This window comes from Agromyces flavus (genome assembly GCF_900104685.1).
GTDB classification, from domain to species: Bacteria; Actinomycetota; Actinomycetes; order Actinomycetales; family Microbacteriaceae; genus Agromyces; species Agromyces flavus.
Genome location: NZ_LT629755.1, coordinates 3,185,160 through 3,206,090, shown reverse-complemented (window position 1 = coordinate 3,206,090; position 20,931 = coordinate 3,185,160). Strand labels below are relative to the sequence as shown.

The following is a 20,931-nucleotide window of genomic DNA, read 5'->3' as shown; positions in this document are numbered from 1 at the left end:
GTGGGTCGGTTCGGCCGGGCGGTTGGCTCAGCCGGAGATGCCGGGAAGGACGCCGGGCCCGAGAGCCACGACGTCGTCGTCGTGCCAGGAGACGACGACCCGGTCGCCGCGCTCGTCGTCGTGGACGCGACCGCGGTCGTTCTGCTCGAGCACGCTCACGCGCGTGCCGTCGTCGAGGTCGACGACGAGGCGCACGCCGCTGCCGAGGTAGATGGCCTCGACGACGGTGCCCGGCATGTTCACCACGCCGGCGCCTGCGAGGCCGTCGCGCGTGACGGTCATCTTCTCGGGACGCACCGAGTGGTGCCCGTCGCGACCGAGGATGGTCTTGGAACGTTCGTCGTCGAAGAGGTTCGAGGTGCCGACGAAGTCGGCTACGAAGCGCGACGTGGGCCGTTCGTAGAGCTCGTTCGGCGTGCCGAGCTGCTCGATCTTGCCGGCGTTGAAGACGGCGATCCGATCGGAGAGCGTCAGCGCCTCCTCCTGGTCGTGGGTCACGAAGATGAACGTGATGCCGAGGTCGCGCTGGATCTGCTTGAGCTCGACCTGCATCTGCTCGCGGAGCTTGAGGTCGAGCGCGCCGAGCGGCTCGTCGAGCAGCAGCACCTTGGGCTCGACGACCGTCGCGCGCGCGAGCGCGACGCGCTGGCGCTGACCGCCCGACAGCTGCGACGGCTTGCGGTCGCCCATCTGCTCGAGGCGAACCGAGGCGAGGGCCCGTCGCGCCCGCTCGAGTCGCTCCTTGCGCCCGATGCCGCGCACGCGGAGTCCGTAGGCGACGTTCTCGAGGACCGACATGTGCGGGAACAGCGCGTAGTCCTGGAAGACGGTGTTGACGTCGCGGTCGAAGGGTGCCCGCTTCGTGACATCCGTGCCGAACAGCTCGATCGTGCCGCTCGTGGGCTGCTCGAAGCCGGCGATGAGCCGAAGCACGGTGGTCTTGCCGGAGCCCGACGGACCCAGCATCGAGAAGAACTCGCCCGCGGCGATCTCGAGATCGACGTGGTCGACGGCGGTGACGGCGCCGAACTCCTTCGTGAGCCCGGTCAGCCTGATGGCCGGCTGCTGGTCGGTCATGGACGATCTCCTTCGATGGTCGTGCTGTAAATCATATGGACTCATATGTCATAGTCCAGAGGTTCGTGTTACGGTCGCATCACGGATCCGCCGGCCGGTGCCCCCAATCCGGGGGAGGGTTGCCGGGGCCGCTCATCGAGGAGGACGGATGCCGCAGGCCAGCGCTCGCGCCGATGCCGCCCGGGCCGTCATCTTCTCGCCGCTCGACGGCGCGGGTCGCGCTGAGCTCGTCGAGCAGCGCCTGACCGACGCGATCGTCTCCGGCGTGCTGCACGACGGCGAGCGCCTGCCCAGCGAGAACGACCTCGCGCGGAGGCTCGGCGTCGCCCTCGTCACCGCGCGCGAGGCGCTCGTCGCCCTCCGCCATAAGGGCCTCGTGCGCACGCGCCGAGGTCGCGACGGCGGCAGCTTCGTCACCTACGACCGCGACACGTCCACGCGCCTCATCGACGCGCGGCTGCGCGCGGCGAGCCGCATCGAGCTGCGCGACCTGTCGCTGCACGTGGCCGCGATCGCCGGGATGGCCGCCGAGGTGGCGGCCGATCGGGCCAGCGACGACGACGTGCAGAGCCTCGTCGACATCGACGCGCGCGCCGACCTCACCACCCCGGGCGGCGCCCGCCGTGCCGTCGGCAGCTTCCAGCTCGAGGTGGCGGCCGTGAGCCAGTCGCCCCGGCTCGTGCACGAGGAGCTGCGCCTCCAGGCCGAGACGGGCGCCCTGCTCTGGCTCTGCCTGCGGCAACAGGAGTACCGTGACCGCAGCAGAGAGGTACGCCTCGAGGTGATCGACGCGATCCGGCGAGCGGATGCCGCATCCGCACGCGCCGCGACGGTCGAGCACATCACGTCCGCCGTCGAGTGGCTCGTCGACGAGAAGGCCCGGCTCGAGGCGGCATCCACGACCGAAGGGAGCCGGTCATGACGCTCGTGGACACGTCGACCGGGATCGCGCAGCGCATCGCCGCGACCATCGACCCGGTGTTCGCCGTGATCGAGGAATGGCGCACCCGCGTCGAGCAGGCGCTCGAGGCCGACGACGACCCGCGCGCCGCCTCATTCGATCCGCTCGTCGCCGACCTCGTCGCGGGCGAGCTCGAGCGGCCGGGCACGCTCATCACCGGAGCCGGATTCGTCGCGGCGCCGGGCTTCCTCCCCGACGCGCCCTGGCACCTCGCGTGGTGGCTGAGCGGTGCGTCGCCGTTCCGCGTCGAGCAGACCGGCGGGGGCCTGCGCCGCCTCGACGCCGTGAGCGATCCCGATGCCGAAGCGTTCCGCGATTACACCACGCTGGAGTGGTGGCGCGTGCCGGCGCGCACCGGCCGCCGGCACCTCACCGGCCCGTACGTGGACTACCTCTGCACCGACGACTACACCGTCACGATCACCACGCCCGTCGTCGTCGACGGCGAGATGGCCGGCCTGGTGGGCGCCGACGTCTACGTCGCTCGCCTCGAGCAGGCGCTGCTGCCGGTGCTCCGCGCCGCCGACCGCACGTGCACGATCGTGAACGCGTCGGGCCGCATCGTGGCGTCGACCGACACCCACCGCGCGACCGGTGCGTTGCTCCGGCTCGACGGGCTCGCCGACGCGCTCGCCCCGCTCCGCGAGGCCGAGGCCGAGGGTCGGGCGACGGATGCCGCGCCGCTGCCGGGCGGGGCCGACGTCGTCCCCTGCGGCGACACCTCGCTCGCTCTGGTCGTGGAGTAGCCACGTCCGCGAGCTGTCCACAGCGCCGCGCGGTCGCGACATCCGGCGGCTGGTCCCGGATAGTGTGAGGGCTGACGCAATCGGACGCGTGTCCGTGAGAGCGGCACGCCGGCGAAACGGGCGGTCGGGCGTGACGATGACCCTCAGGGAGAAGCGGGCGCGCAGCAGGCGGCGCCGGCTCGTCGCGTACGCCGGTGTCGCCGCCGCGTGGGCCGTCACCGTCTGGGCGGCGGCGGTCGTCACGCCGCCCGACTGGCTGCACGGGATCGCGCTGTTCGTGCACCTCGCCTCGCTCGTCGTCGGGCTCGGCGCGGTGCTCATGATCGAGTGGCACGCCCTGCTGTGGGCCACCGGATGGAGCAGCGTGCGCGAACTCCGCCAGGCCGATCGCACGATGATCCTGCCCGTCTGGGTCGGACTCGGCGGGTTGCTCGTGAGCGGAGCGCTGCTCGAGCCCGACCTGCAGCAGCCCGCGACGCTCGTGAAGATGGCCGCCGTGCTCGTGCTCGCGCTCAACGGCGTCGCTCTCACGCACTGGACCCACGCTCTCGCCCGGTTGCCGGGGAACGCACGGTTCGCCTCCCTTCCGCCGCGCGCGCGAGCGGGCTTCGTCGGGAGCGCGATCGTCTCGCAGGTCGCGTGGTGGACGGCCGTGATCGTCGGCCTCCTCAACTCGACCGGTTGATGAGGTTCCGCTGCGTGACAGGATGGTCGGGCCCCATTCGGGGGGCGCTGAGCTAGGCTCACCAACGAGGCAGCCGCCGACTGGAGGACGAGCGATGCGCGACGCACCGGAGACCGTTCCCGCACGACGCGACCGCCGTCGGATCCGCGAGGAGGGCCGACGGCGGCGCCAGCGCGCGCTGTGGATCGGCGCCGCAGTGGCCGTCGTCGCGCTGCTGGCCGTCGGCGGCGCCGTCACCGCGGCCATGCTCGGCAGCCAGGGCGGCACCACTGCAGCCCCGGCCGAGACCGCCCAGCCCGAGCCGATCGTGTTCCCCTCCGACGAGCCCGCACCCACCCCTGGAACGGAGCCGTGCACGACCGTGCGGGCGCTGTCGTCGTTCGAGAACGCCGAGATGGTCTCGACGCTCGCCGAGGCCTACAACGCCGAGCCGCGGAACGTCGACGGCTCGTGCGTCACCGTCGTCGCCACGAAGGACAAGTCGGGCATCGCGGCCGAGGAGGCGGCGGTCGGCTTCACCGAGCTGCCCGAGGACGAGCGCCCGACGCTGTGGATCCCCGATGCGAGCTCGTGGCTCGGCATCGCCCGCGAGGCCGGCGGCTCGGCGAACGTGCCCGAGGAGGGCGAGAGCATCGGCTCCTCCGACATCGTGCTCGCGATGCCCGAGGAGCTCGCCTCGGCGATCGGGTGGGACGAGGAGCCGCCGACCTGGGCCGACGTGTTCGCGACCGCCGACGACGAGGAGGTCTGGAACGACCTCGACCACCCCGAGTGGGGCGAGTTCAAGCTCGGCAAGACCAGCCCGCTCGTCGCGAGCTCGGGCGAGGCCGCGATGCTCGCCTCCTACGGGGCGGCCGCGGGCTCAGTCGCCGAGCTCTCCGCCGACGACATCGCCGACGACGAGATCACCGACGAGGTCCGGCAGCACGAGCTCGCGACGAGCCACTACATGGCCACGCCCGAGCACTTCCTCTGGCACGCCCGTCAGGCAGAGGACAAGGGCGGATCGGCCGCGGACTTCCTCTCGGCCGTCATCGTCGACGAGAAGTCGGTCTGGGACTACAACCGCGGCATCACGAGCCGCGACGGCGTGACCCGGATCGAGAGCGAGCCGCCCGCCGAGCAGCTCGTGCCGATCTACCCGACCGACGGGTTCTACGTCGCCGACAATCCCGCGGTGGTGCTCACCGGTGCCTGGGTGGATGAGGCCGAGGCGGCCGCCGCGGAGGACTTCTTGCGGTTCGCGACCACCGAGGAGGGGCAGGCGATCGTGCGCGAGACGGGGTACCGCGACCTGAATCGCGAGCTCGACCCCGGCGTCGCGAGCGTCGGCGCACTCGCCGAGACGCCCCGAGGCGGCCTCGCGTTCCCCGAGCCGACCGTCGTCGTGGCCATGCACGAGGCGTTCCCCGACGTGCGCAAGCGAGCCAACGTGCTGTTCCTCGTCGACGTCTCGGGTTCGATGGGCGATCGGATCTCCACGGGCGCGACCAAGCTCGAGGCGGCGAAGGCCGCGATCTCGCAGGCGCTCGACCACTTCGCCGACGGCGACCACGTCGGCCTGGCCGCGTTCTCCGAGGTCGACGCGAACCCGCTCGCGCCCGGCGAGGTGAGCGCGGTCGACGACATCGCCGACACCCGCGACCGGTTCGAGGCGGCGCTGGCGAAGCTCCAGCCCATCGAGTGGACGCCGCTGTACGAGGCGGTCGACACGTTCGCGAAGCAGCAGGGCGACGACTACGACCCCGATCGCATCAACGCGATCGTGCTGCTGAGCGACGGCCGGAACGAGACCGAGGCGCCGAGCACGACCTCGGCGCAGATGATCGCGACCCTCGAGGACCTGCACCACACCACTCCGGTGCTCGTGTTCACGCTCGCGTACGGCGCCGACGCCGACGTGAAGACGCTGCAGTCCATCTCGAGTGCGACTGGCGCCCACTACTACGACGCGACCGACCCGACCGAGATCGACGAGGTGCTCGGCGATCTCGTCACCAGCTTCTGACGCCGCCGTCATGCGGCGACGCGCACCCCATCGGTTTGCGAGCATGGACGCATGAGCGACCGGCCCCCCGCCCTCGTCGGCATCTCGCACGGCACATCCTCGCCCGAGGGCCGGCGCGCCGTGCGCGGGCTGCACGACGCCCTCGCCCAGGCGCTGGCGCAGCGGCATCCGGATGGCACGCCGAGCGTGCGGCTCGGCCACGTCGACGTCGAGCAGCCCGACGTCCCCGCGACCCTCGCCTCGCTCGGCGCGGGTGAGCCCGCGGTCGTCGTGCCCCTGCTGCTCTCGGCGGGGTACCACGTGTACGTCGATCTCACGGAGGCGGTCGCCGACGAGACGACCCGCCCCGTGGTGCTCGCGGGAGCGCTCGGCCCCGACGACCGGCTCGCCGCACTGCTGCTGCGGAGGCTCGAGGAGGCCGGCCTGGGAGCCGACGACCGGATCGTGCTCGCGGTCGCGGGCTCCAGCGACCGACGCGCGGTCGAGGACTGCCGCGACCAGGCGAGGCGACTCGCCGAGGCATCCGGTCGCGACGTCCTCGTGGGCTTCCTCTCGGCCGCCGAGCCGCGCCTGCCCGACGCGGTCGCGGCGGCGCGAGCGGATGCCACATCAGCGCGGGTCGTCGTCGCCAACTACCTGCTCGCGCCCGGCTACTTCGACGACCTCGCGCGTGCCGCCGGCGCCGACGTGACCGCCCAGCCGCTGCTCGTGCCGGATGCACCCGCCCCGCGGGAGCTCGTCGACATCGTGCTCGACCGCTACGCGGCGTCCGCCCCGCTCATCTCGTGAGACCGGGCGACCCGAGCGGGTCAAGCCCTGTCGCCGTCGGCGGCGATCGCGTATTCAGGGATCATGCATCGGATCTACTACGCGGGAGACTCGATCCTGACGGGCTCGGAGATCGCCCACGCTCTGCTCCAGTACGCGCAGATGCTCGCGAAGGCGGCGACCGCGGCCACGTTCGAGATTCCGACGCGTGAGGAGGACGGCTCGGTCGGACACGCGACCCTTCTCCTCGGCCCGGCCAGTCAGCTGATCGCGGACGCCGAGCAGAGTGAGGACGAGGAGCTGGTCGACGAGGAGCTCGTGGACCAGCTGAAGCGACTCACCGGTGCCCTCCAGCATCCGCCCGGACCGTCCGCGGTGATGACGCAGGGTCCCGGCGGCAACGTCTACGACGACCTCTAGACAGCTCGCGTTACGTCGCGTGTGACGTCATGCGACACCGCATGACATCACGTGACCCATCGTGACGGGCCTACCTGTCGGCATCCGCCCGGGCCCCGTACCTTCGAGCCCACGCACCCCGATCGGGGTGCGCGAGCGAGAGGGGACCCCGTGACGATCGAGACGACGGATGCCGCGACGCGGCCGCCGCGCGCCGGCCGTCCCGCACCGGGCGAGCGTCCCGTCCGCGGCGAGCGCCCGGCAGGCGACATCCGCCCGCCCCGGCCCTCGGCGAAGCCGAACGGGCAATGGAAGGTCGACGGCACGGCCCCGCTCAACGCCAACGAGGAATGGAAGCAGGCCGACGGCGGCCTGGCGGTGCGCGAGCGCATCGAGTCGACCTATGCGGCCGGCGGCTTCGCCTCGATCGACCCGACCGACCTGCACGGGCGCTTCCGCTGGTGGGGCCTCTACACGCAGCGCAAGCCGGGCATCGACGGCGGCCGCACCGCGACGCTCGAGCCGCACGAGCTCGAGGACGAGTACTTCATGCTGCGCGTCCGCATCGACGGCGGCCAGCTCACCACCGAGCAGTTGCGGGTGATCGGCGGCATCTCGACCGAGTTCGGGCGCGACACCGCCGACCTCACCGATCGCCAGAACGTGCAGCTCCACTGGATCCGCGTCGAGGACGTGCCCGAGATCTGGCGCCGGCTCGAGGCGGTCGGCCTCGGCACGACGGAGGCGTGCGGCGACGTGCCCCGCGTCGTGCTCGGCTCGCCGGTCGCGGGGATCGCAGCCGACGAGCTCATCGACCCGACGCCGCAGATCGACGAGATCACCTCGCGCTTCATCGGCGACGAGTCGCTCGCGAACCTCCCGCGCAAGTTCAAGTCGGCCCTCACGGGCCACCCGAGCCAGGACGTCGTGCACGAGATCAACGACGTCGCGTTCGTCGCAGTCGAGCACCCGACGCTCGGCATCGGGTACGACCTCTGGGTGGGCGGCGGGCTCTCGACCGCACCGCGGCTGGCCGAGCGGCTCGGCGTGTTCGTCGCGCCCGAGCGCGTCGCCGACGCGTGGCACGGCGTCGCGCAGATCTTCCGCGACTACGGCTACCGGCGACTGCGCAACAAGGCTCGCCTGAAGTTCCTGCTCGCCGACTGGGGCACCGCGAAGTTCCGGGAGATCCTCGAGACCGAGTACCTCGGGTACGCGCTGCCCGACGGTCCGGCCGCGCCCACGCCTTCGACGCCCGGCGACCACGTCGGCGTGCACCGGCAGAAGGACGGCCGCTACTACGTCGGCGCGACCCCCATCGTCGGGCGCGTGTCCGGGCCGGTGCTGACCAAGCTCGCCGACCTCGTCGAGGCGCACGGGTCGACCCGCCTGCGCACGACGCCGCACCAGAAGGTCGTCATCCTCGACATCCCCGGTGACCGCGTCGAATCGCTCATCGCCGGCCTCGACGAGCTCGGGCTGCAGGCTCGGCCCAGCCTCATCCGCCGCGGCACCATCGCGTGCACGGGCATCGAGTTCTGCAAGCTCGCGATCGTCGAGACCAAGGCATATGCGACGGCCGCGGTGCTCGACCTGGAGGAGCGGCTCGCCGCGTTCGACCTGCCGCACCCGATCGCGCTGCACGTGAACGGCTGCCCGAACTCCTGCGCGCGCATCCAGACTGCCGACATCGGCCTGAAAGGCCAGCTCGTCACGATCGACGGAGAGCAGGTGCCCGGCTACCAGGTGCACCTCGGCGGCGGGCTCGCCTCGCAGGACCGCGACGAGGCCGGCCTCGGCCGCACCGTCCGCGGCCTCAAGGTCGCCGCCGACGGCATCGCCGACTACGTCGAGCGCGTGGTCACGCGGTTCCTCGACGAGCGCAACGGGGACGCCGACGAGACGTTCGCCCAGTGGGCGCACCGCGCCGACGAGGAGGCCCTGCGGTGAGCGCCCGGAACATCGGCCTGGCGGCACCCATCGCGGCAGGGAGCCGCCGCTCCGCCGACGAGCTTCGTGCTCTCGCCGAGGCCGGCAACGCCGCGCTCGGCAGCCTCACCGACCATGAGGCCTCCCCCGCCGAGGTCGTCGCGTGGGTCGCCGCGAACTTCTCGACGGATGCCGCGGCCGTCGCCTGTTCGATGGCCGACGCCGCGCTGCCGCACCTCGTGGCGCAGTACCTCCCGGGCGTCGACGTCCTCTTCCTCGACACGGGCTACCACTTCGCCGAGACGTACGCGACGCGCGACGAGGTCGCCCGTGCGCTCGACGTGCGCATCGTCGACGTGCTGCCCGGGCAGACCGTCCCCCAGCAGGACGCCGAGCTCGGCGCCGAGCTCTTCGCGCGCGACCCGGCCCTGTGCTGCGCGCGCCGCAAGGTCGAACCGCTGCAGCGTGCGCTCGGCGGCTACGAGGTGTGGTTCACGGGCGTCCGCCGCGACGAGGCGCCCACGCGCACGCTCACGCCGCTCGTCACGTACGACGAGCGGAACGGGCTCGTGAAGGTGAATCCCGTCGCGGCCTGGACCTTCGACGACCTCCTCGACTACGCGGGTGCGTTCCAGGTGCCCGTCAACCTCCTCATGTCGCAGGGCTATCCCTCGATCGGGTGCGAGCCCTGCACCAAGCCCGTCGCCGCGGGCGAGGACCCGAGGTCGGGCCGCTGGGCCGGCCTCTCGAAGACGGAATGCGGATTGCACCTATGAACGAGCTCACCCCCGGTCAGTCGGTGGAGCCGGCGCAGTACGCGCCATCTCGACATGAAGAGTTCCCGGTGACTCCTGAATCGAAGGACGACCACTCCCTCCGGGACGACGTCCTTGCTTTCAGGAACACCGGCGAGGGGGACGCCGTCGAGACGACATCCCCGGCGGTTCCTCGTGCAGCGGTCCCGACGGGGCACCTCGACGCGCTCGACGCGCTCGAGGCCGAGGCCATCCACATCATCCGCGAGGTCGTCGCCGAGTTCGAGCGCCCGGTGCTGCTCTTCTCGGGGGGCAAGGACTCGGTCGTCGTGCTCCATCTCGCCACCAAGGCGTTCTGGCCCGCGAAGGTGCCCTTCCCGGTGCTCCACGTCGACACCGGCCACAACTTCCCCGAGGTGCTGCGGTTCCGCGACGAGACCGTCGCGCGGCTCGGCATCCGCCTCGAAGTCGCCTCGGTGCAGGACTACCTCGACGACGGCCGACTGCAGGAACGCTCGGATGGCACGCGCAACCCGCTGCAGACCCAGCCGCTGCTCGACGCCATCGCGGCCGGCAAGCACGACGCGGTCTTCGGCGGCGCGCGCCGCGACGAGGACAAGGCCCGTGCCAAGGAGCGCATCATCTCGCTGCGCGACGAGTTCGGCCAGTGGGATCCGCGCAACCAGCGCCCCGAGCTCTGGAGCCTCTACAACGGCCGCCACACCGTCGGCCAGCATGTGCGGGCGTTCCCGATCTCGAACTGGACCGAGCTCGACGTGTGGCGCTACATCGAGCGCGAGGGCATCGCGCTGCCGCCGCTGTACTTCGCGCACGAACGAGACGTGTATGCGCGTGACGGCATGTGGCTCGCCGTCAGCGACGTGTCCGCGCCGCGGACGGGCGAGACGGTCGAGCGCCGCACCGTGCGCTATCGCACCGTCGGCGACCTGAGCTGCACCGGCGCGGTGCTGTCGGATGCCGCGACGCTGCCCGAGATCGTCCGCGAGGTCGCGGCATCCACCCTCACCGAGCGCGGCGCGACCCGCGCCGACGACCGCCTCTCGGAGGCGGCCATGGAGGACCGCAAGAAGGACGGGTACTTCTGATGAGCTCGCTGTTCCGCTTCGCGACCGCCGGGTCGGTCGACGACGGCAAGTCGACGCTCGTCGGCCGCTTGCTGCACGACTCGAAGGCGATCCTCGCCGACCAGCTCGAGTCGGTCGCGCGCACGTCCGCCGAGCGCGGCTTCGGTGGCGAGCCCGGCGCGATCGACTTCGCCCTCCTCACCGACGGCCTGCGGGCCGAGCGCGAGCAGGGCATCACCATCGACGTCGCGTACCGCTACTTCTCGACGGGGCGCCGGTCGTTCATCCTCGCCGACTGCCCCGGCCATGTGCAGTACACGCGCAACATGGTCACCGGCTCCGCCACGGCCGACGCGGTCGTGGTGCTCGTCGACGTGCGCAACGGCGTGCTCGAGCAGACGCGCCGGCACCTCGCGGTCGTGCAGCTGCTGCGCGTGCCGCACGTCATCGTCGCGGTCAACAAGATCGACCTCATCGGCTACGACCGCGCCGCGTTCGAGTCGGTGGCGGCGGATGTCGCGACCCTCGCGCGCGACCTCGGGCTGCCCGACGCGCACGTCATCCCGGTGTCGGCGCTCGCGGGCGACAACGTCGTCGAGCGGTCGACGAACACACCCTGGTACCGCGGCCCGAGCCTGCTCGAGCTGCTCGAGGAGCTGTCGACCATCGACGAGCTCGAGACCGACCTCGAGGCGCTGCGCCTGCCGGTGCAACTCGTCGTCCGCCCGCAGGGCGCGCTGTCGCCCGAGCTCGCCGCCGACGACGCGACCGCCGACGGCTTCCGCGACTACCGCGCGTTCGCGGGACGCATCGAGTCCGGCACGGTCCGTGTGGGCGACCGCGTCGAGGTGTTCCCCTCGGGCATCACCACGACCGTCGCGGGCATCGACTGCGGCCCGGTCGCCGTCGACGAGGCATCCGCCCCGCTCTCGGTCTCGCTGCGGCTCGCCGACCCCGTCGACGCGGCGCGCGGCGCCGTCATCGCGGCGGCCGGCTCCGTGCCGAAGCCCCGCCGCGAGTTCGACGCCGACGTCTTCCAGCTCGACGGGCGCCCCCTCACCACGGGGTCGCGCGTGCTCGTGAAGCACGGCACGTCGACCGTGCAGGCGCTCGTCACCGACATCCGGGGCCGGCTCGACCTCGACACGCTCGAGACGGCGCCGACGGCGGCGCTCGAGACGAACGACATCGGACTCGTGCGGCTGAAGCTCGCGGCGGACCTCGCCGTCGAGCCGTACGCCGCACACCGCCGGGCGGGGGCGTTCCTCGTCATCCATCCGCACGACGGCGCCACCCTCGCCGCCGGCATCGTCACCGAAGGAGATTCAGCATGACCGCACGTCCGCGCGCCATCCGCTCGACCCGACTCGGAGACCTCGCCGGCATGATGCTCGCCGGCGGCATCGTCCTGAGCGCGACACTCACCGGCTGCGCCGCGCAGCCCGCATCGGGGGCCGGAACCCAGCCCGAGGCGCCCGCCGCGGAGGCCACCGGCACGCCCGCTGAGGAGCTCCGCCTGGGCTACTTCGCGAACGTCACGCACGCGCCCGCACTCGTCGGCCTCGAGGAGGGGCTCATCGAGGACGCGCTCGGCGACACCGAGCTGTCGACCCAGGTGTTCAACGCCGGCCCTGCCGCGATCGAGGCGCTCAGCGCCGGCGCGATCGACGCGACCTACATCGGCCCCAATCCGGCCATCAACACGTTCGTCGCCTCGGGCGGCCAGTCGGCACGCATCGTCGCCGGCGCGGCCAGCGGCGGTGCGGCGCTCGTGGTGCAGCCCGGCATCGAGAGCGCCGACGACCTCGCGGGCACCAACCTCGCGAGCCCGCAGCTCGGGAACACGCAGGATGTCGCGCTGCGCACCTGGCTCGGCGAGGAGGGCTACGAGACCTCCACGTCGGGCGGCGGCGACGTGACCATCTCGCCCACCGAGAACGCCCAGACGCTCACGCTGTTCCAGTCGGGCGAGCTCGACGGCGCCTGGCTCCCCGAGCCGTGGGTGTCGCGGCTCGTCGTGGACGCCGGCGCCGAGGTGCTCGTCGACGAGGCCGACCTCTGGGAGGACGGCGAGTTCCCGACGACCGTGCTGCTCGTGCGCGCCGACTTCCTCGCCGAGCACCCCGAGACGGTGCGGGCGCTCGTCGCCGGGCACGTGGCATCCGTCGACTGGCTCGCCGAGAACCCGGATGCCGCAGCCGACGTGATCAACGCGCGGCTCACTGCCGACGCGGGCAAGGGCCTCTCCGACGCGGTCATCGACCGGGCGCTCGAGCACGTCGAGTTCACGTTCGACCCGCACGCCGACACGTTCGAGCAGCTGCTGCAGGACGGCGTCGACGCGGGCACCTCCAAGCAGGGCGACATCGACGGCCTCTTCGACCTGTCGGCCCTGAACGCCGTGCTCGAGGACTCCGGCGAGGAGTCCGTGAGCGCGGCGAGCCTCGGGACGGAGTAGCCATGTCGAGCATCACCGCGGAGCGCCTGCCGGCCGGGACCGGACATTCGGTGACCGCCTCGCCCGCCCCGGCCCCCGCCATCCGCATCGCCGGCCTCGGCAAGCGGTACGCCGACGACGGCCCGGTCGTGCTCGATGGCATCGACCTGGATGTCGCGCCCGGCGAGTTCACGTGCCTGCTCGGCGCGTCGGGCTGCGGTAAGTCGACGCTGCTCTCGATCGTCGCGGGGCTCGAGAAGCCCACGACGGGTACGGTCGAGATCGCCGACGGCGGCGCCGCAGTGATGTTCCAGGACGCGTCATTGCTGCCGTGGCTCACCGCCCGGCGCAACGTCGAGCTCGCGCTGCGGCTCGGCGGGGCGGGGCTCTCGGCCCCGGCCCGCCGGGCGCGCGCGCTCGAGCTGCTCGAGGTGGTGAACCTCGGGGATGCCGCCGACAAGCGTCCGCACGAGCTCTCGGGCGGCATGCGCCAGCGCGTCGCCCTCGCGCGCGCCCTCGCGCAGGACCGGCCCGTGCTCCTCATGGACGAGCCGTTCGCGGCGCTCGACGCGATCACGCGCGACCTGCTCCACGAGGAGCTGCAGCGCGTGTGGCGCGAGACGGGCCGCACCATCGTGTTCGTCACGCACAACGTGCGCGAGGCCGCACGGCTCGGGCAGCGGGTGCTGCTCATGTCGAGCCGTCCCGGGCGCATCGTCCGCGAGTGGACGATCGCCGACGAGGGCCCGCGCCGCATCGAGTCGCCCCAGGTCGGCGAACTCTCCATCGAGATCACGGAGCACCTGCGAAGGGAGATCCGTCGCAATGCCTGAGCTCGACACCCTCGACCCCTCGCAGCCTGCCACCCCCTCCGCCGAGTTGCCGCTTTCGCCGGGTGCGCGGCGGCCGAACCCTGCCGAAGCGGCACCTCGACCCGCGAGCGACCCCGGCGACTCGCTGAGCGCCGACCTCCGCGGGCTCGACGCACTGCAGACCGAGACGCGCACCTCCCGCCCGTGGTGGCGACGCCTCGTCGACGGCGCACTGCCGCCGATCGTGCTCCTCGCCCTGCTCATCGCGGCGTGGCAGGCCTACACGCTCATCGCCCAGCCTCGACCCGACCTCTCGCCCGGTCCGCTCGACGTGGCCGCCGCGCTCGGCCAGTCGTGGGAGGACGGTCGCCTCCAGGTCGCGGTGACGACGAGCCTCGAGCGCGGCATCCTCGGGTTCCTCATCGCGATCGCGATCGGCACGCCGCTCGGCCTGCTGCTCGCCGAGTCGCGGCTGCTGCGGCGTGCGTTCGGCCCGCTGCTGTCGGGCCTGCAGGTGCTGCCGTCGGTGGCCTGGGTGCCGGCCGCGATCATCTGGTTCGGGCTGTCGGATGCCACGGTGTACTTCGTCGTCCTCATGGGCGCGGTGCCGTCCATCGCGAATGGGCTCGTGGCCGGCATCGCCCAGGTGCCGCCGCAGCTGCGGCGTGTGGGCACGGTGCTGGGCGCGTCGCGCTGGCAGCTCGCGACCACGGTGATCGTGCCGGCCGCCCTGCCCGGGTACCTCGCCGGCCTCAAGCAGGGGTGGGCGTTCTCGTGGCGCTCGCTCATGGCGGCCGAGATCATCGCGTTCGGCGGCACGATCGGGTTCGGCCTCGGATCGATGCTCCAGCAGAGCCGCGACCTCGCCGATCTCGCGGGCGCGCTCGGGACGATCCTCGTGATCCTCGCGATCGGCGTCGTGATCGAGCTGCTCGTGTTCGCGCCGATCGAGCGCGGCCTGCTGCGCCGCCGCGGCCTGACGGGAGCGGGCGCATGACCGGCCGCGTCGCGCTCGTCGGCGCGGGCCCGGGCGACGCGGGCCTGCTCACCATCCGCGGCCTGCGCGCACTCAAGGCCGCCGACGTCATCGTCGCCGACCGGCTGGGGGCCCGCTCGGTGCTCGACGGGCTCGTGGCCGAGGGCGTCCTGCTCGAGGCCGAGGTCGTCGACGTCGGCAAGCTGCCCGGCCACCACGCCGTGCCGCAGGACGCGATCAACGAGCTCCTCGTGACGCTCGCCCGCGAGGGCAAGCGCGTCGTGCGCCTCAAGGGCGGCGATCCGTACATCTTCGGCCGCGGCGGTGAGGAGCTCGCGTACTGCCGCGACCGCGGCGTCGACGTCGAGGTGGTGCCCGGCATCACGAGCGCCGTGTCGGTGCCCGCGATCGCGGGCATCCCGCTCACGCACCGCGGCCTCGCGACCACCTTCACGGTCGTCACCGGGCACGATCAGATCCAGGCGCTCGGCGGCGGTCGCAACCACACGGTCGTGCTGCTCATGGGCGTCGGTACGCTCGCGAACTCGGCGATCACGCTCGCCCGCGGCGAGCGCGGCGGCGAATGCCCAGTCGCGATCGTGGAGGATGGATACGGCCCTCGCCAACGAGTGACGATCGGCACGCTCGACACGATCGCCTACCAGGCGGCCGAACGCGGCGTCCGCTCGCCCGCCGTCGTGGTGGTGGGCGATGTCGTGCGACTGAGCCCGTACGCGCCCGCCGAGCTCGCGACATCCGCGTTCGCGGCGCCCCCCGTCATCGACTGACCACACCCTGGACCCCCCTCGAAAGGCCATGCCCTCATGACCCTCAACCTCCGTGTCGCGATCGTCGGCGCCGGCCCCGCCGGCATCTACGCGGGCAACATCCTGCGCCGCCAGGTCGACGAGGCCGGCGGCCAGGTCGCGATCGACCTGTTCGAGTCGCTGCCCGCGCCGTACGGCCTGATCCGCTACGGCGTCGCGCCCGACCACCCCCGCATCAAGGGCATCGTCAACTCGCTGCACGAGATGCTCGACGAGGGCACCATCCGCCTCATCGGCAATGTCGAGGTCGGGCGGGATGTCACGGTCGACGAGCTGCGCGAGCGCTACGACGCCGTGATCTTCGCCACAGGCGCCCTGAAGGACGCGCCGCTCGACATCCCCGGCATCGACCTCCCGGGCTCGTACGGCGCCGCCGACCTCGTCGCCTGGTACGACGGCCACCCGGATGTCTCCCGCGACTGGCCGCTCGAGGCCGAGTCGATCGCCGTGATCGGCAACGGCAACGTGGCGCTCGACGTGGCGCGCGTGCTCGCGAAGCATCCCGCCGACCTGCTCTCGACCGACATCCCCGCGAACGTGCACGCGGGGCTGCTCGCGTCGCCCGTGACTGACGTGCACGTCTTCGGCCGTCGCGGCCCGTCGCAGGTGAAGTTCACCCCGATCGAGCTGCGCGAGCTCGGCGAGGTGCCCGACGTCGACATCGTGGTCTACGACGACGACTTCGCGCGCGCCGAGGGCGACGAGCACGCCGCCCACCTGCTCGCGACCAACAACCAGGTCAAGGTCATGACGCGCACCCTGAACGGATGGCGCAAGCCCGCCGACTGGCAGCCGACCGCGTCGCGCCGCCTGCACCTGCACTTCTTCCACTCGCCCGTCGAGGTGCTCGGCTCCTCTGCCGTGGAGGGCGTGCGCTTCGAGCGGACCCGTCCGGTCGGCGACGGCTCGGTCGTCGGCACCGGCGAGTTCGTCGAGGTGCCCGTGCAGGCCGTGTACCGCGCGGTGGGCTACGCGAGCTCGCCGATCGCGGGCGTGCCGTTCGACGACCGTTCCCGCGTGATCCCCAACGAGGGCGGCCGGGTGACGGACGGCGCGGGCGCGCCGACCGCGGGCGTGTACGCGACCGGCTGGATCAAGCGCGGCCCCGTGGGTCTCATCGGTCACACCAAGGGCGACGCGCTCGAGACGATCACGAACCTCGTGGAGGACGCGATGTCGGGCCGGCTCGCGGCGCCCGCGGTGGCGGCCGCCGACGGCGACGAGGTCCTCGAGCTGCTCGAGGCCCGCGGCATCCGCTTCACGACCTGGAACGGATGGCTCGCGCTCGACGCGCACGAGCGCTCGCTCGGCGAGGCGTTCGAGGGACCGGTCACTCGCGAGCGTGTGAAGGTCGTGCCGCGCGACGAGCAGGTCGAGATCTCGCGCGCGGGCGCGCTCGTCGCGGGCTGACCCCGGCGCGAGCGGCTCTCTCGCTTTCAGGAGAACGGAAGCTGATCAGGACGAGATTTGCGATCGCATCCTGATTCGGGCGCGTTCTCCTGAAACCGGGCTGCGCCCGAGGCCTTGTCGGCAGGTTCGGAGGCGAACGCGCGGACTGGAAGTTCACCCGCGCTCTCGCGTCCTCCGGACCGCGCGATCTCCTCCCCGCGCGGCGAGAAGGTTCGCGTCAGGCGTCGGCAGGCAGGTGAGGGTGTCAGCCGTCAGGCGTCGGGGATGGCGGCGAAGGCGGCGATCGCCGTCTCGTCGCCGCCTGCCGCGCGGAGGCGCGCAGCCACGCCGACCCGCGCGCGCCGATAGGACACGTTCGTGCCCCGCATGACGGAGTCACGGTTCGCGAGGTCGAGCAGGGCGCTGCACTCGAACGCGAGCTGCGCGGGGTCGTCGAGCCCGGGCAGGTCGCCGAGGTCGCGTGCGTGCGCGAGGGATGCCGCGAGGTAGCCCTCCCAGTCGTCGAGCGCGCGGCGGATCGCCTCGCGCACTTCGCCGGGCTTGGCGTCGAAGTCGGCCGCGGCCTCGGCGAAGAAGCACCCGCCCGGGAATACGCGGTCCCGCGAGTAGGCGATCCAGCGGTCGACGAGCGCGAGCACGCGGCCGAGTCCCCGAGGCAACTCGCGGGCGGGAGTCAGCACCGCCTCGACGAAGCGCTCGCGCGCGGCCTCGACGGTCGCGAGCTGCAGACGCTCCTTGCTGCCGAACAGCGTGGCGACCCCGCTCTTGCTCACCGATGCGGCGTGGGCGATGCGGCCGATCGAGAGCTGGTCGAGACCCTCGACTGAGGCGAGGTCGACTGCCGCCGCGAGCACGGTGCGTCGCGACGCGTCGCCGCGGACGCGTCGTCCGTCGGCCGGCCTAACCGTGCTCGAAGTTTCCGTGCTCACCCTCTCGATTTTACGCACGAACGTTCGTATACTCAACGTACGACCGTTCGTATTGATTGATCGGAGTTCGCTGTGTCCCTCACCGATGCCGCCCTCGGCGCCCAGGCCCGCGCCATCCGACTCGCCGAGCGGAGCTCGCCGCACGTCGCCGCCGCCCTCGCCCTCCCGCTCTTCATGCGCGTGGGGCCGCGGCTTCCCATCCGCGACGGCGATCGGGCGGTGCACCAGTCCGCGCGCCGGAGCCTGCTCCGCGTCCGCGGCCGCGACGTGGTCGCATACGAGTGGGGCACGGGACCCGACACGATCCTGCTCGTGCACGGATGGCGCGGCCGCGCGTCGCAGTTCGCGCCGATCGTGCGCGAGCTGCGCGCCGCGGGATTCCGGCTCCTGGCCTTCGACGCCCCGGCCAACGGCGAATCGGCCGGCCGCCGCACCGACGTGCGCGACTGGCTCGCCGCGATCGAGTTGCTGCAGTCGCGCGAGGGGCGCTTCCACACCGTGATCGGCCACTCGTTCGGTGCGATGGCGAGTGCGGCCGCGATCCGGAACGGCGCGTCCGCCGGCGCACTCGTCGCGATCGCCGGCATGGCCGACGCCCGCTACCTCGTCGACTCGTTCGCCGCCCGGCTCGGCGTGGGCACCGCGACGGCCGACGCCCTCGCCGACCGGTTCGCGCGACGCATCCTGCCGCACCTCGAGGACCCGTGGCCGCGCTTCGACAGCGTCGCGCACCCGCTTCCCGAGCGCATGCCGCTGCTCGTCGTGCACGATCGCGGAGACCGCGAGGTCGCGGTGGGCGAGGCCGTGCGCCTGCACGCGGCACACGGCGACCGCTCGCGGCTCGTGCTGACCGAAGGCGCCGGCCACTCGCGTATCCTCGGCGCGGACGCTGCGCTCGACGCGGTCACCGCGTTCGTGACGGGCGGCACGGCCGGCATCGACGCGCTCGGCGCGACCTCCGCAGCCGCGACCCGCACTCCCTGACGCACGCGTCGCCACGCCCGCTCCCGTTTCAGGACAACAGAGGCTGCTCAGGACGCTTTCGCCCAAACGCTCCTGACGAGCCTCCGTTCTCCTGAAACGAGGATGTCGCTCCGCGCCCGTATGGGTCCCAACCAGGAGTAGGCGTCATCGAGGAGGCGTCGGGCGGCGCTGCGCGGTCAGCGCGAGCGGCGCGACCTAGCGGCGCGGCGCTCGGCGACCGAGCTCAGCACTCGCGCGTAGAACGCCTCGTGCGCGCGGGTCACGGCGGCGTCGTCGAGCAGGCCGGGCGTCTCCACCGCCGCGGCGGCGAGGCGGGCGCGCAGCTCGGGATCGGCGTCGAGTCGCGCGAGCGCATCGGCGAGCGCGTCGACGTCGCGCGGCGCGACCACGAGCCCATTGACGCCGTCCTCGACCCATTCGGCGGGACCGCCCTCGCCCGCCACGACCACGGCGCGGCCGCTCGCGAGGTACTGAAGGACGTTCTGCCCGAGCGGCTCGGGGCGCGTCGACGCCTGCACCGCGACATCCCAGCCCTGCAGCAGCGCGCCGATGTCGGCGACGTGGCCGGGCAGGTCGAGCTGCCCGCCCACCCCGAGTTCGTCGGCGCGACGCCGCAGGCGGTCGACGAACGCCTCGTGCCCGAACGGCGCACCGCCCGCGAGCTGCAGGCGCGTGTCGCGGCCGCGGAACACCCGCGCGAACGCCTCGAGCAGCAGCTCCTGCCCCTTCCAGGGGTCGATGCGCGCGAGCAGGCCGACCGTGCGGATCGGGCCGCCGGCGCCCGGCGCGGAGGTCGCGGCATCCGCCCCGCGCACGAGGAGCCCCGACGCGCTCGGGATCACCTCGGCCGGGACGCCCGTCCGCAGGAACGGCCGCGCCGACTCGAGCGTCGCTCGGGAATTCGCGACGACCCCGTCGGCGCGCGGGAGCACCACCCTGGTCATGAGTGCGTGTCCCGCGCGACCCAGCGCTCCCGGGTCGACGAGGTCGCGCAGGTGCACCACGAAGGCGCGGCGCGTGCCGCGCACCGCGAACGCCCCGTACGCGGCCGCGCGTGCCGTATTGGCGTCGACGACGTCCGCACTCCGGAAGGCCCGCGATCCGCGCACCGCCGCCGACTGGACGAGCACACGGGCGCCCACGGCAAGCGCGGTCAGTCGACCGCCCGAACTTGCACCCGCCGGCTGACGCACCCCGCCGATGCGACGGGGCACGCGAGCGGGGATCGCGTCGTAGATTCCACGTTCGCGGTGGCTCTCGGGTGGCGCCATGAGCAGGTACGGCGCCCACCGAGGTCCGGCCTGCAGCATCCGGAGCAGCGCGTACTCGGCGCCGCCCGCGGCGCTCGTGTGATCGAGGTGCAGGACGCGCACCGGCCGCGCGGAGGGCCGAGCCGCGACATCCGATTCGCCGCCGTCGCCGGCCACGGGTGCGGTGCTCACGCCTGTCGCCGCCCCCGCGGCCGGGCCGCGTCGGCCCCGGGATCGGGAGCGACCTCGCCGAACGGGAAGGCCGCGGCATCCGCCACCGCTTCGTCATAGGCGACGACCTCGCGCGCCGGCATGCCGAACAGCGCCGACGCCAGGCGGGCCAGCGCGGGCACCTCTTCGCGCGCCATGATGCGGTACGCCTCGTCGTCCTTGCCCTGGGGGTCGATGATGTCGGATGGCGCGCCGGTCGCGAGCGCGCGGTGGGCGCCGAACTCCGCGACGCGGTCCCGCAGCTCGTCGACCGAGGTCGGCGGCGCCCACTCGGGCAGCTCACCCGCGATGGCCCCGGCTTCGCGGATGGTGAACGTGTGCTTCAGCGCAGCCGGGGCGAAGCCGAGCACCTTGTCGCGCTGCGAGGCCTCGGCCACGAGCACCAGGTCGGCCGCGCGGATCATCGGCTCGGTGATCTGCACCGCGCGGTGACCGGATGCGTCGGCGCCGAGCGTCGCGGCGATCGACCGACTGCGCGTGCGCATGTGGCTGCCCACGGGCGCGGAGAGCCCGGCACTCGCGACCTGCACCCGGTCGGCGAGCGACGCCGGAAGGTACCAGCCGGCCCACGTTCGCAGCAGTGCGCCGCCGAGCGCCGAGCGGTTGAGGTTGCCCGTGCAGACGACCAGCACGGTGAAGGACTCCGGGCTCACGCCTCCACC

The 20,931-nt window shown here is 72.7% G+C and carries 20 protein-coding genes; 16 read left to right on the top strand and 4 right to left on the bottom strand.

Annotated elements, in window-relative coordinates; all coding sequences use genetic code 11:
• Positions 1 to 27: 27 nt before the first annotated feature.
• Positions 28 to 1,077: an ABC transporter ATP-binding protein gene (locus BLT99_RS15170; protein ID WP_172802986.1), complete on the bottom strand. Its 1,050-nt coding sequence runs from the start codon at positions 1,075 to 1,077 to the stop codon at positions 28 to 30.
• 148 nt (positions 1,078 to 1,225) lie between these two features.
• Between BLT99_RS15170 and BLT99_RS15165 the strand changes: the two genes are divergently transcribed.
• The 15 genes from BLT99_RS15165 (at position 1,226) to BLT99_RS15095 (ending at position 16,875) form a co-directional block, all read left to right on the top strand.
• The gene (locus tag BLT99_RS15165) at positions 1,226 to 1,999 is read left to right on the top strand and encodes a FadR/GntR family transcriptional regulator (protein WP_092674276.1); all 774 of its coding nucleotides are present in this window, start codon (positions 1,226 to 1,228) and stop codon (positions 1,997 to 1,999) included.
• Entirely contained in the window at positions 1,996 to 2,784 is a 789-nt protein-coding gene (locus BLT99_RS15160) for a PDC sensor domain-containing protein (RefSeq protein ID WP_092674273.1), read from the top strand. Before BLT99_RS15165 ends, BLT99_RS15160 begins: the two co-directional genes overlap by 4 nt.
• Positions 2,785 to 2,920: 136 nt before the next feature.
• Positions 2,921 to 3,469 carry a hypothetical protein gene (locus BLT99_RS15155; RefSeq protein WP_092674271.1) on the top strand — a complete coding sequence of 183 codons (549 nt, stop codon included), beginning with the start codon at positions 2,921 to 2,923 and terminating at the stop codon, positions 3,467 to 3,469.
• Positions 3,470 to 3,563: 94 nt separating this feature from the next.
• The gene (locus tag BLT99_RS15150; RefSeq protein ID WP_092674268.1) at positions 3,564 to 5,477 is read left to right on the top strand and encodes a vWA domain-containing protein; all 1,914 of its coding nucleotides are present in this window, start codon (positions 3,564 to 3,566) and stop codon (positions 5,475 to 5,477) included.
• Positions 5,478 to 5,528: 51 nt separating this feature from the next.
• Positions 5,529 to 6,266: a sirohydrochlorin chelatase gene (locus BLT99_RS15145; RefSeq protein WP_092674265.1), complete on the top strand. Its 738-nt coding sequence runs from the start codon at positions 5,529 to 5,531 to the stop codon at positions 6,264 to 6,266.
• 63 nt (positions 6,267 to 6,329) lie between these two features.
• Positions 6,330 to 6,665: a hypothetical protein gene (locus tag BLT99_RS15140; protein ID WP_092674262.1), complete on the top strand. Its 336-nt coding sequence runs from the start codon at positions 6,330 to 6,332 to the stop codon at positions 6,663 to 6,665.
• Positions 6,666 to 6,914: 249 nt separating this feature from the next.
• Complete coding sequence (locus tag BLT99_RS15135; RefSeq protein ID WP_166670916.1) at positions 6,915 to 8,594, top strand: nitrite/sulfite reductase; 1,680 nt, start codon at positions 6,915 to 6,917, stop codon at positions 8,592 to 8,594.
• The gene (locus BLT99_RS15130) at positions 8,591 to 9,349 is read left to right on the top strand and encodes a phosphoadenylyl-sulfate reductase (RefSeq protein WP_229724566.1); all 759 of its coding nucleotides are present in this window, start codon (positions 8,591 to 8,593) and stop codon (positions 9,347 to 9,349) included. Before BLT99_RS15135 ends, BLT99_RS15130 begins: the two co-directional genes overlap by 4 nt.
• A 68-nt stretch (positions 9,350 to 9,417) precedes the next feature.
• Positions 9,418 to 10,434, top strand: coding sequence for a sulfate adenylyltransferase subunit CysD (gene cysD, locus BLT99_RS15125; RefSeq protein ID WP_092676511.1), 1,017 nt, complete (start codon positions 9,418 to 9,420; stop codon positions 10,432 to 10,434).
• Complete coding sequence (locus tag BLT99_RS15120) at positions 10,434 to 11,747, top strand: sulfate adenylyltransferase subunit 1 (RefSeq protein WP_092674259.1); 1,314 nt, start codon at positions 10,434 to 10,436, stop codon at positions 11,745 to 11,747. Before cysD ends, BLT99_RS15120 begins: the two co-directional genes overlap by 1 nt.
• On the top strand, positions 11,744 to 12,871 hold the full coding sequence (locus BLT99_RS15115) for an ABC transporter substrate-binding protein (RefSeq protein WP_092674256.1): 1,128 nt from the start codon (positions 11,744 to 11,746) through the stop codon (positions 12,869 to 12,871). Before BLT99_RS15120 ends, BLT99_RS15115 begins: the two co-directional genes overlap by 4 nt.
• A gap of 2 nt (positions 12,872 to 12,873) precedes the next feature.
• A complete protein-coding gene (locus BLT99_RS15110; RefSeq protein WP_092674253.1) occupies positions 12,874 to 13,683 on the top strand; it encodes an ABC transporter ATP-binding protein in 810 nt (269 codons plus the stop codon).
• Positions 13,676 to 14,659 carry an ABC transporter permease gene (locus BLT99_RS15105; protein ID WP_166670910.1) on the top strand — a complete coding sequence of 328 codons (984 nt, stop codon included), beginning with the start codon at positions 13,676 to 13,678 and terminating at the stop codon, positions 14,657 to 14,659. Before BLT99_RS15110 ends, BLT99_RS15105 begins: the two co-directional genes overlap by 8 nt.
• Positions 14,656 to 15,426, top strand: coding sequence for a uroporphyrinogen-III C-methyltransferase (cobA, locus tag BLT99_RS15100; protein ID WP_092674250.1), 771 nt, complete (start codon positions 14,656 to 14,658; stop codon positions 15,424 to 15,426). Before BLT99_RS15105 ends, cobA begins: the two co-directional genes overlap by 4 nt.
• 36 nt (positions 15,427 to 15,462) lie before the next feature.
• Positions 15,463 to 16,875, top strand: coding sequence for an FAD-dependent oxidoreductase (locus tag BLT99_RS15095; protein WP_092674247.1), 1,413 nt, complete (start codon positions 15,463 to 15,465; stop codon positions 16,873 to 16,875).
• Between the two features lie 251 nt (positions 16,876 to 17,126).
• On the opposite strand, the gene BLT99_RS15090 is transcribed toward BLT99_RS15095, so the two are convergent.
• Positions 17,127 to 17,729: a TetR/AcrR family transcriptional regulator gene (locus BLT99_RS15090; RefSeq protein WP_231945689.1), complete on the bottom strand. Its 603-nt coding sequence runs from the start codon at positions 17,727 to 17,729 to the stop codon at positions 17,127 to 17,129.
• A 147-nt stretch (positions 17,730 to 17,876) separates the two neighbouring features.
• Here BLT99_RS15090 and BLT99_RS15085 point away from each other — a divergent pair, with 147 nt between their 5' ends.
• Positions 17,877 to 18,788: an alpha/beta hydrolase gene (locus BLT99_RS15085; protein ID WP_229724569.1), complete on the top strand. Its 912-nt coding sequence runs from the start codon at positions 17,877 to 17,879 to the stop codon at positions 18,786 to 18,788.
• A gap of 176 nt (positions 18,789 to 18,964) precedes the next feature.
• Here BLT99_RS15085 and BLT99_RS15080 read toward each other — a convergent pair whose 3' ends face one another.
• The gene (locus BLT99_RS15080) at positions 18,965 to 20,230 is read right to left on the bottom strand and encodes a glycosyltransferase (RefSeq protein ID WP_092674242.1); all 1,266 of its coding nucleotides are present in this window, start codon (positions 20,228 to 20,230) and stop codon (positions 18,965 to 18,967) included.
• Positions 20,227 to 20,922 carry an arsenate reductase/protein-tyrosine-phosphatase family protein gene (locus BLT99_RS15075; protein ID WP_157675011.1) on the bottom strand — a complete coding sequence of 232 codons (696 nt, stop codon included), beginning with the start codon at positions 20,920 to 20,922 and terminating at the stop codon, positions 20,227 to 20,229. Before BLT99_RS15075 ends, BLT99_RS15080 begins: the two co-directional genes overlap by 4 nt.
• Positions 20,923 to 20,931: the final 9 nt, after the last annotated feature.

Bases quoted from the DNA above. Each gene is read 5' to 3' on its own strand.
- BLT99_RS15160 (WP_092674273.1), top strand. From the start codon at position 1,996: ATGACGCTCGTGGACACGTCGACCGGGATCGCGCAGCGCATCGCCGCG.
- BLT99_RS15105 (WP_166670910.1), top strand. From the start codon at position 13,676: ATGCCTGAGCTCGACACCCTCGACCCCTCGCAGCCTGCCACCCCCTCC.
- BLT99_RS15110 (WP_092674253.1), top strand. From the start codon at position 12,874: ATGTCGAGCATCACCGCGGAGCGCCTGCCGGCCGGGACCGGACATTCG.
- BLT99_RS15170 (WP_172802986.1), bottom strand. From the start codon at position 1,077: ATGACCGACCAGCAGCCGGCCATCAGGCTGACCGGGCTCACGAAGGAG.
- BLT99_RS15145 (WP_092674265.1), top strand. From the start codon at position 5,529: ATGAGCGACCGGCCCCCCGCCCTCGTCGGCATCTCGCACGGCACATCC.
- BLT99_RS15155 (WP_092674271.1), top strand. From the start codon at position 2,921: ATGACCCTCAGGGAGAAGCGGGCGCGCAGCAGGCGGCGCCGGCTCGTC.
- BLT99_RS15095 (WP_092674247.1), top strand. From the start codon at position 15,463: ATGACCCTCAACCTCCGTGTCGCGATCGTCGGCGCCGGCCCCGCCGGC.
- BLT99_RS15140 (WP_092674262.1), top strand. From the start codon at position 6,330: ATGCATCGGATCTACTACGCGGGAGACTCGATCCTGACGGGCTCGGAG.
- BLT99_RS15120 (WP_092674259.1), top strand. From the start codon at position 10,434: ATGAGCTCGCTGTTCCGCTTCGCGACCGCCGGGTCGGTCGACGACGGC.
- BLT99_RS15115 (WP_092674256.1), top strand. From the start codon at position 11,744: ATGACCGCACGTCCGCGCGCCATCCGCTCGACCCGACTCGGAGACCTC.
- BLT99_RS15165 (WP_092674276.1), top strand. From the start codon at position 1,226: ATGCCGCAGGCCAGCGCTCGCGCCGATGCCGCCCGGGCCGTCATCTTC.
- cobA (WP_092674250.1), top strand. From the start codon at position 14,656: ATGACCGGCCGCGTCGCGCTCGTCGGCGCGGGCCCGGGCGACGCGGGC.
- BLT99_RS15150 (WP_092674268.1), top strand. From the start codon at position 3,564: ATGCGCGACGCACCGGAGACCGTTCCCGCACGACGCGACCGCCGTCGG.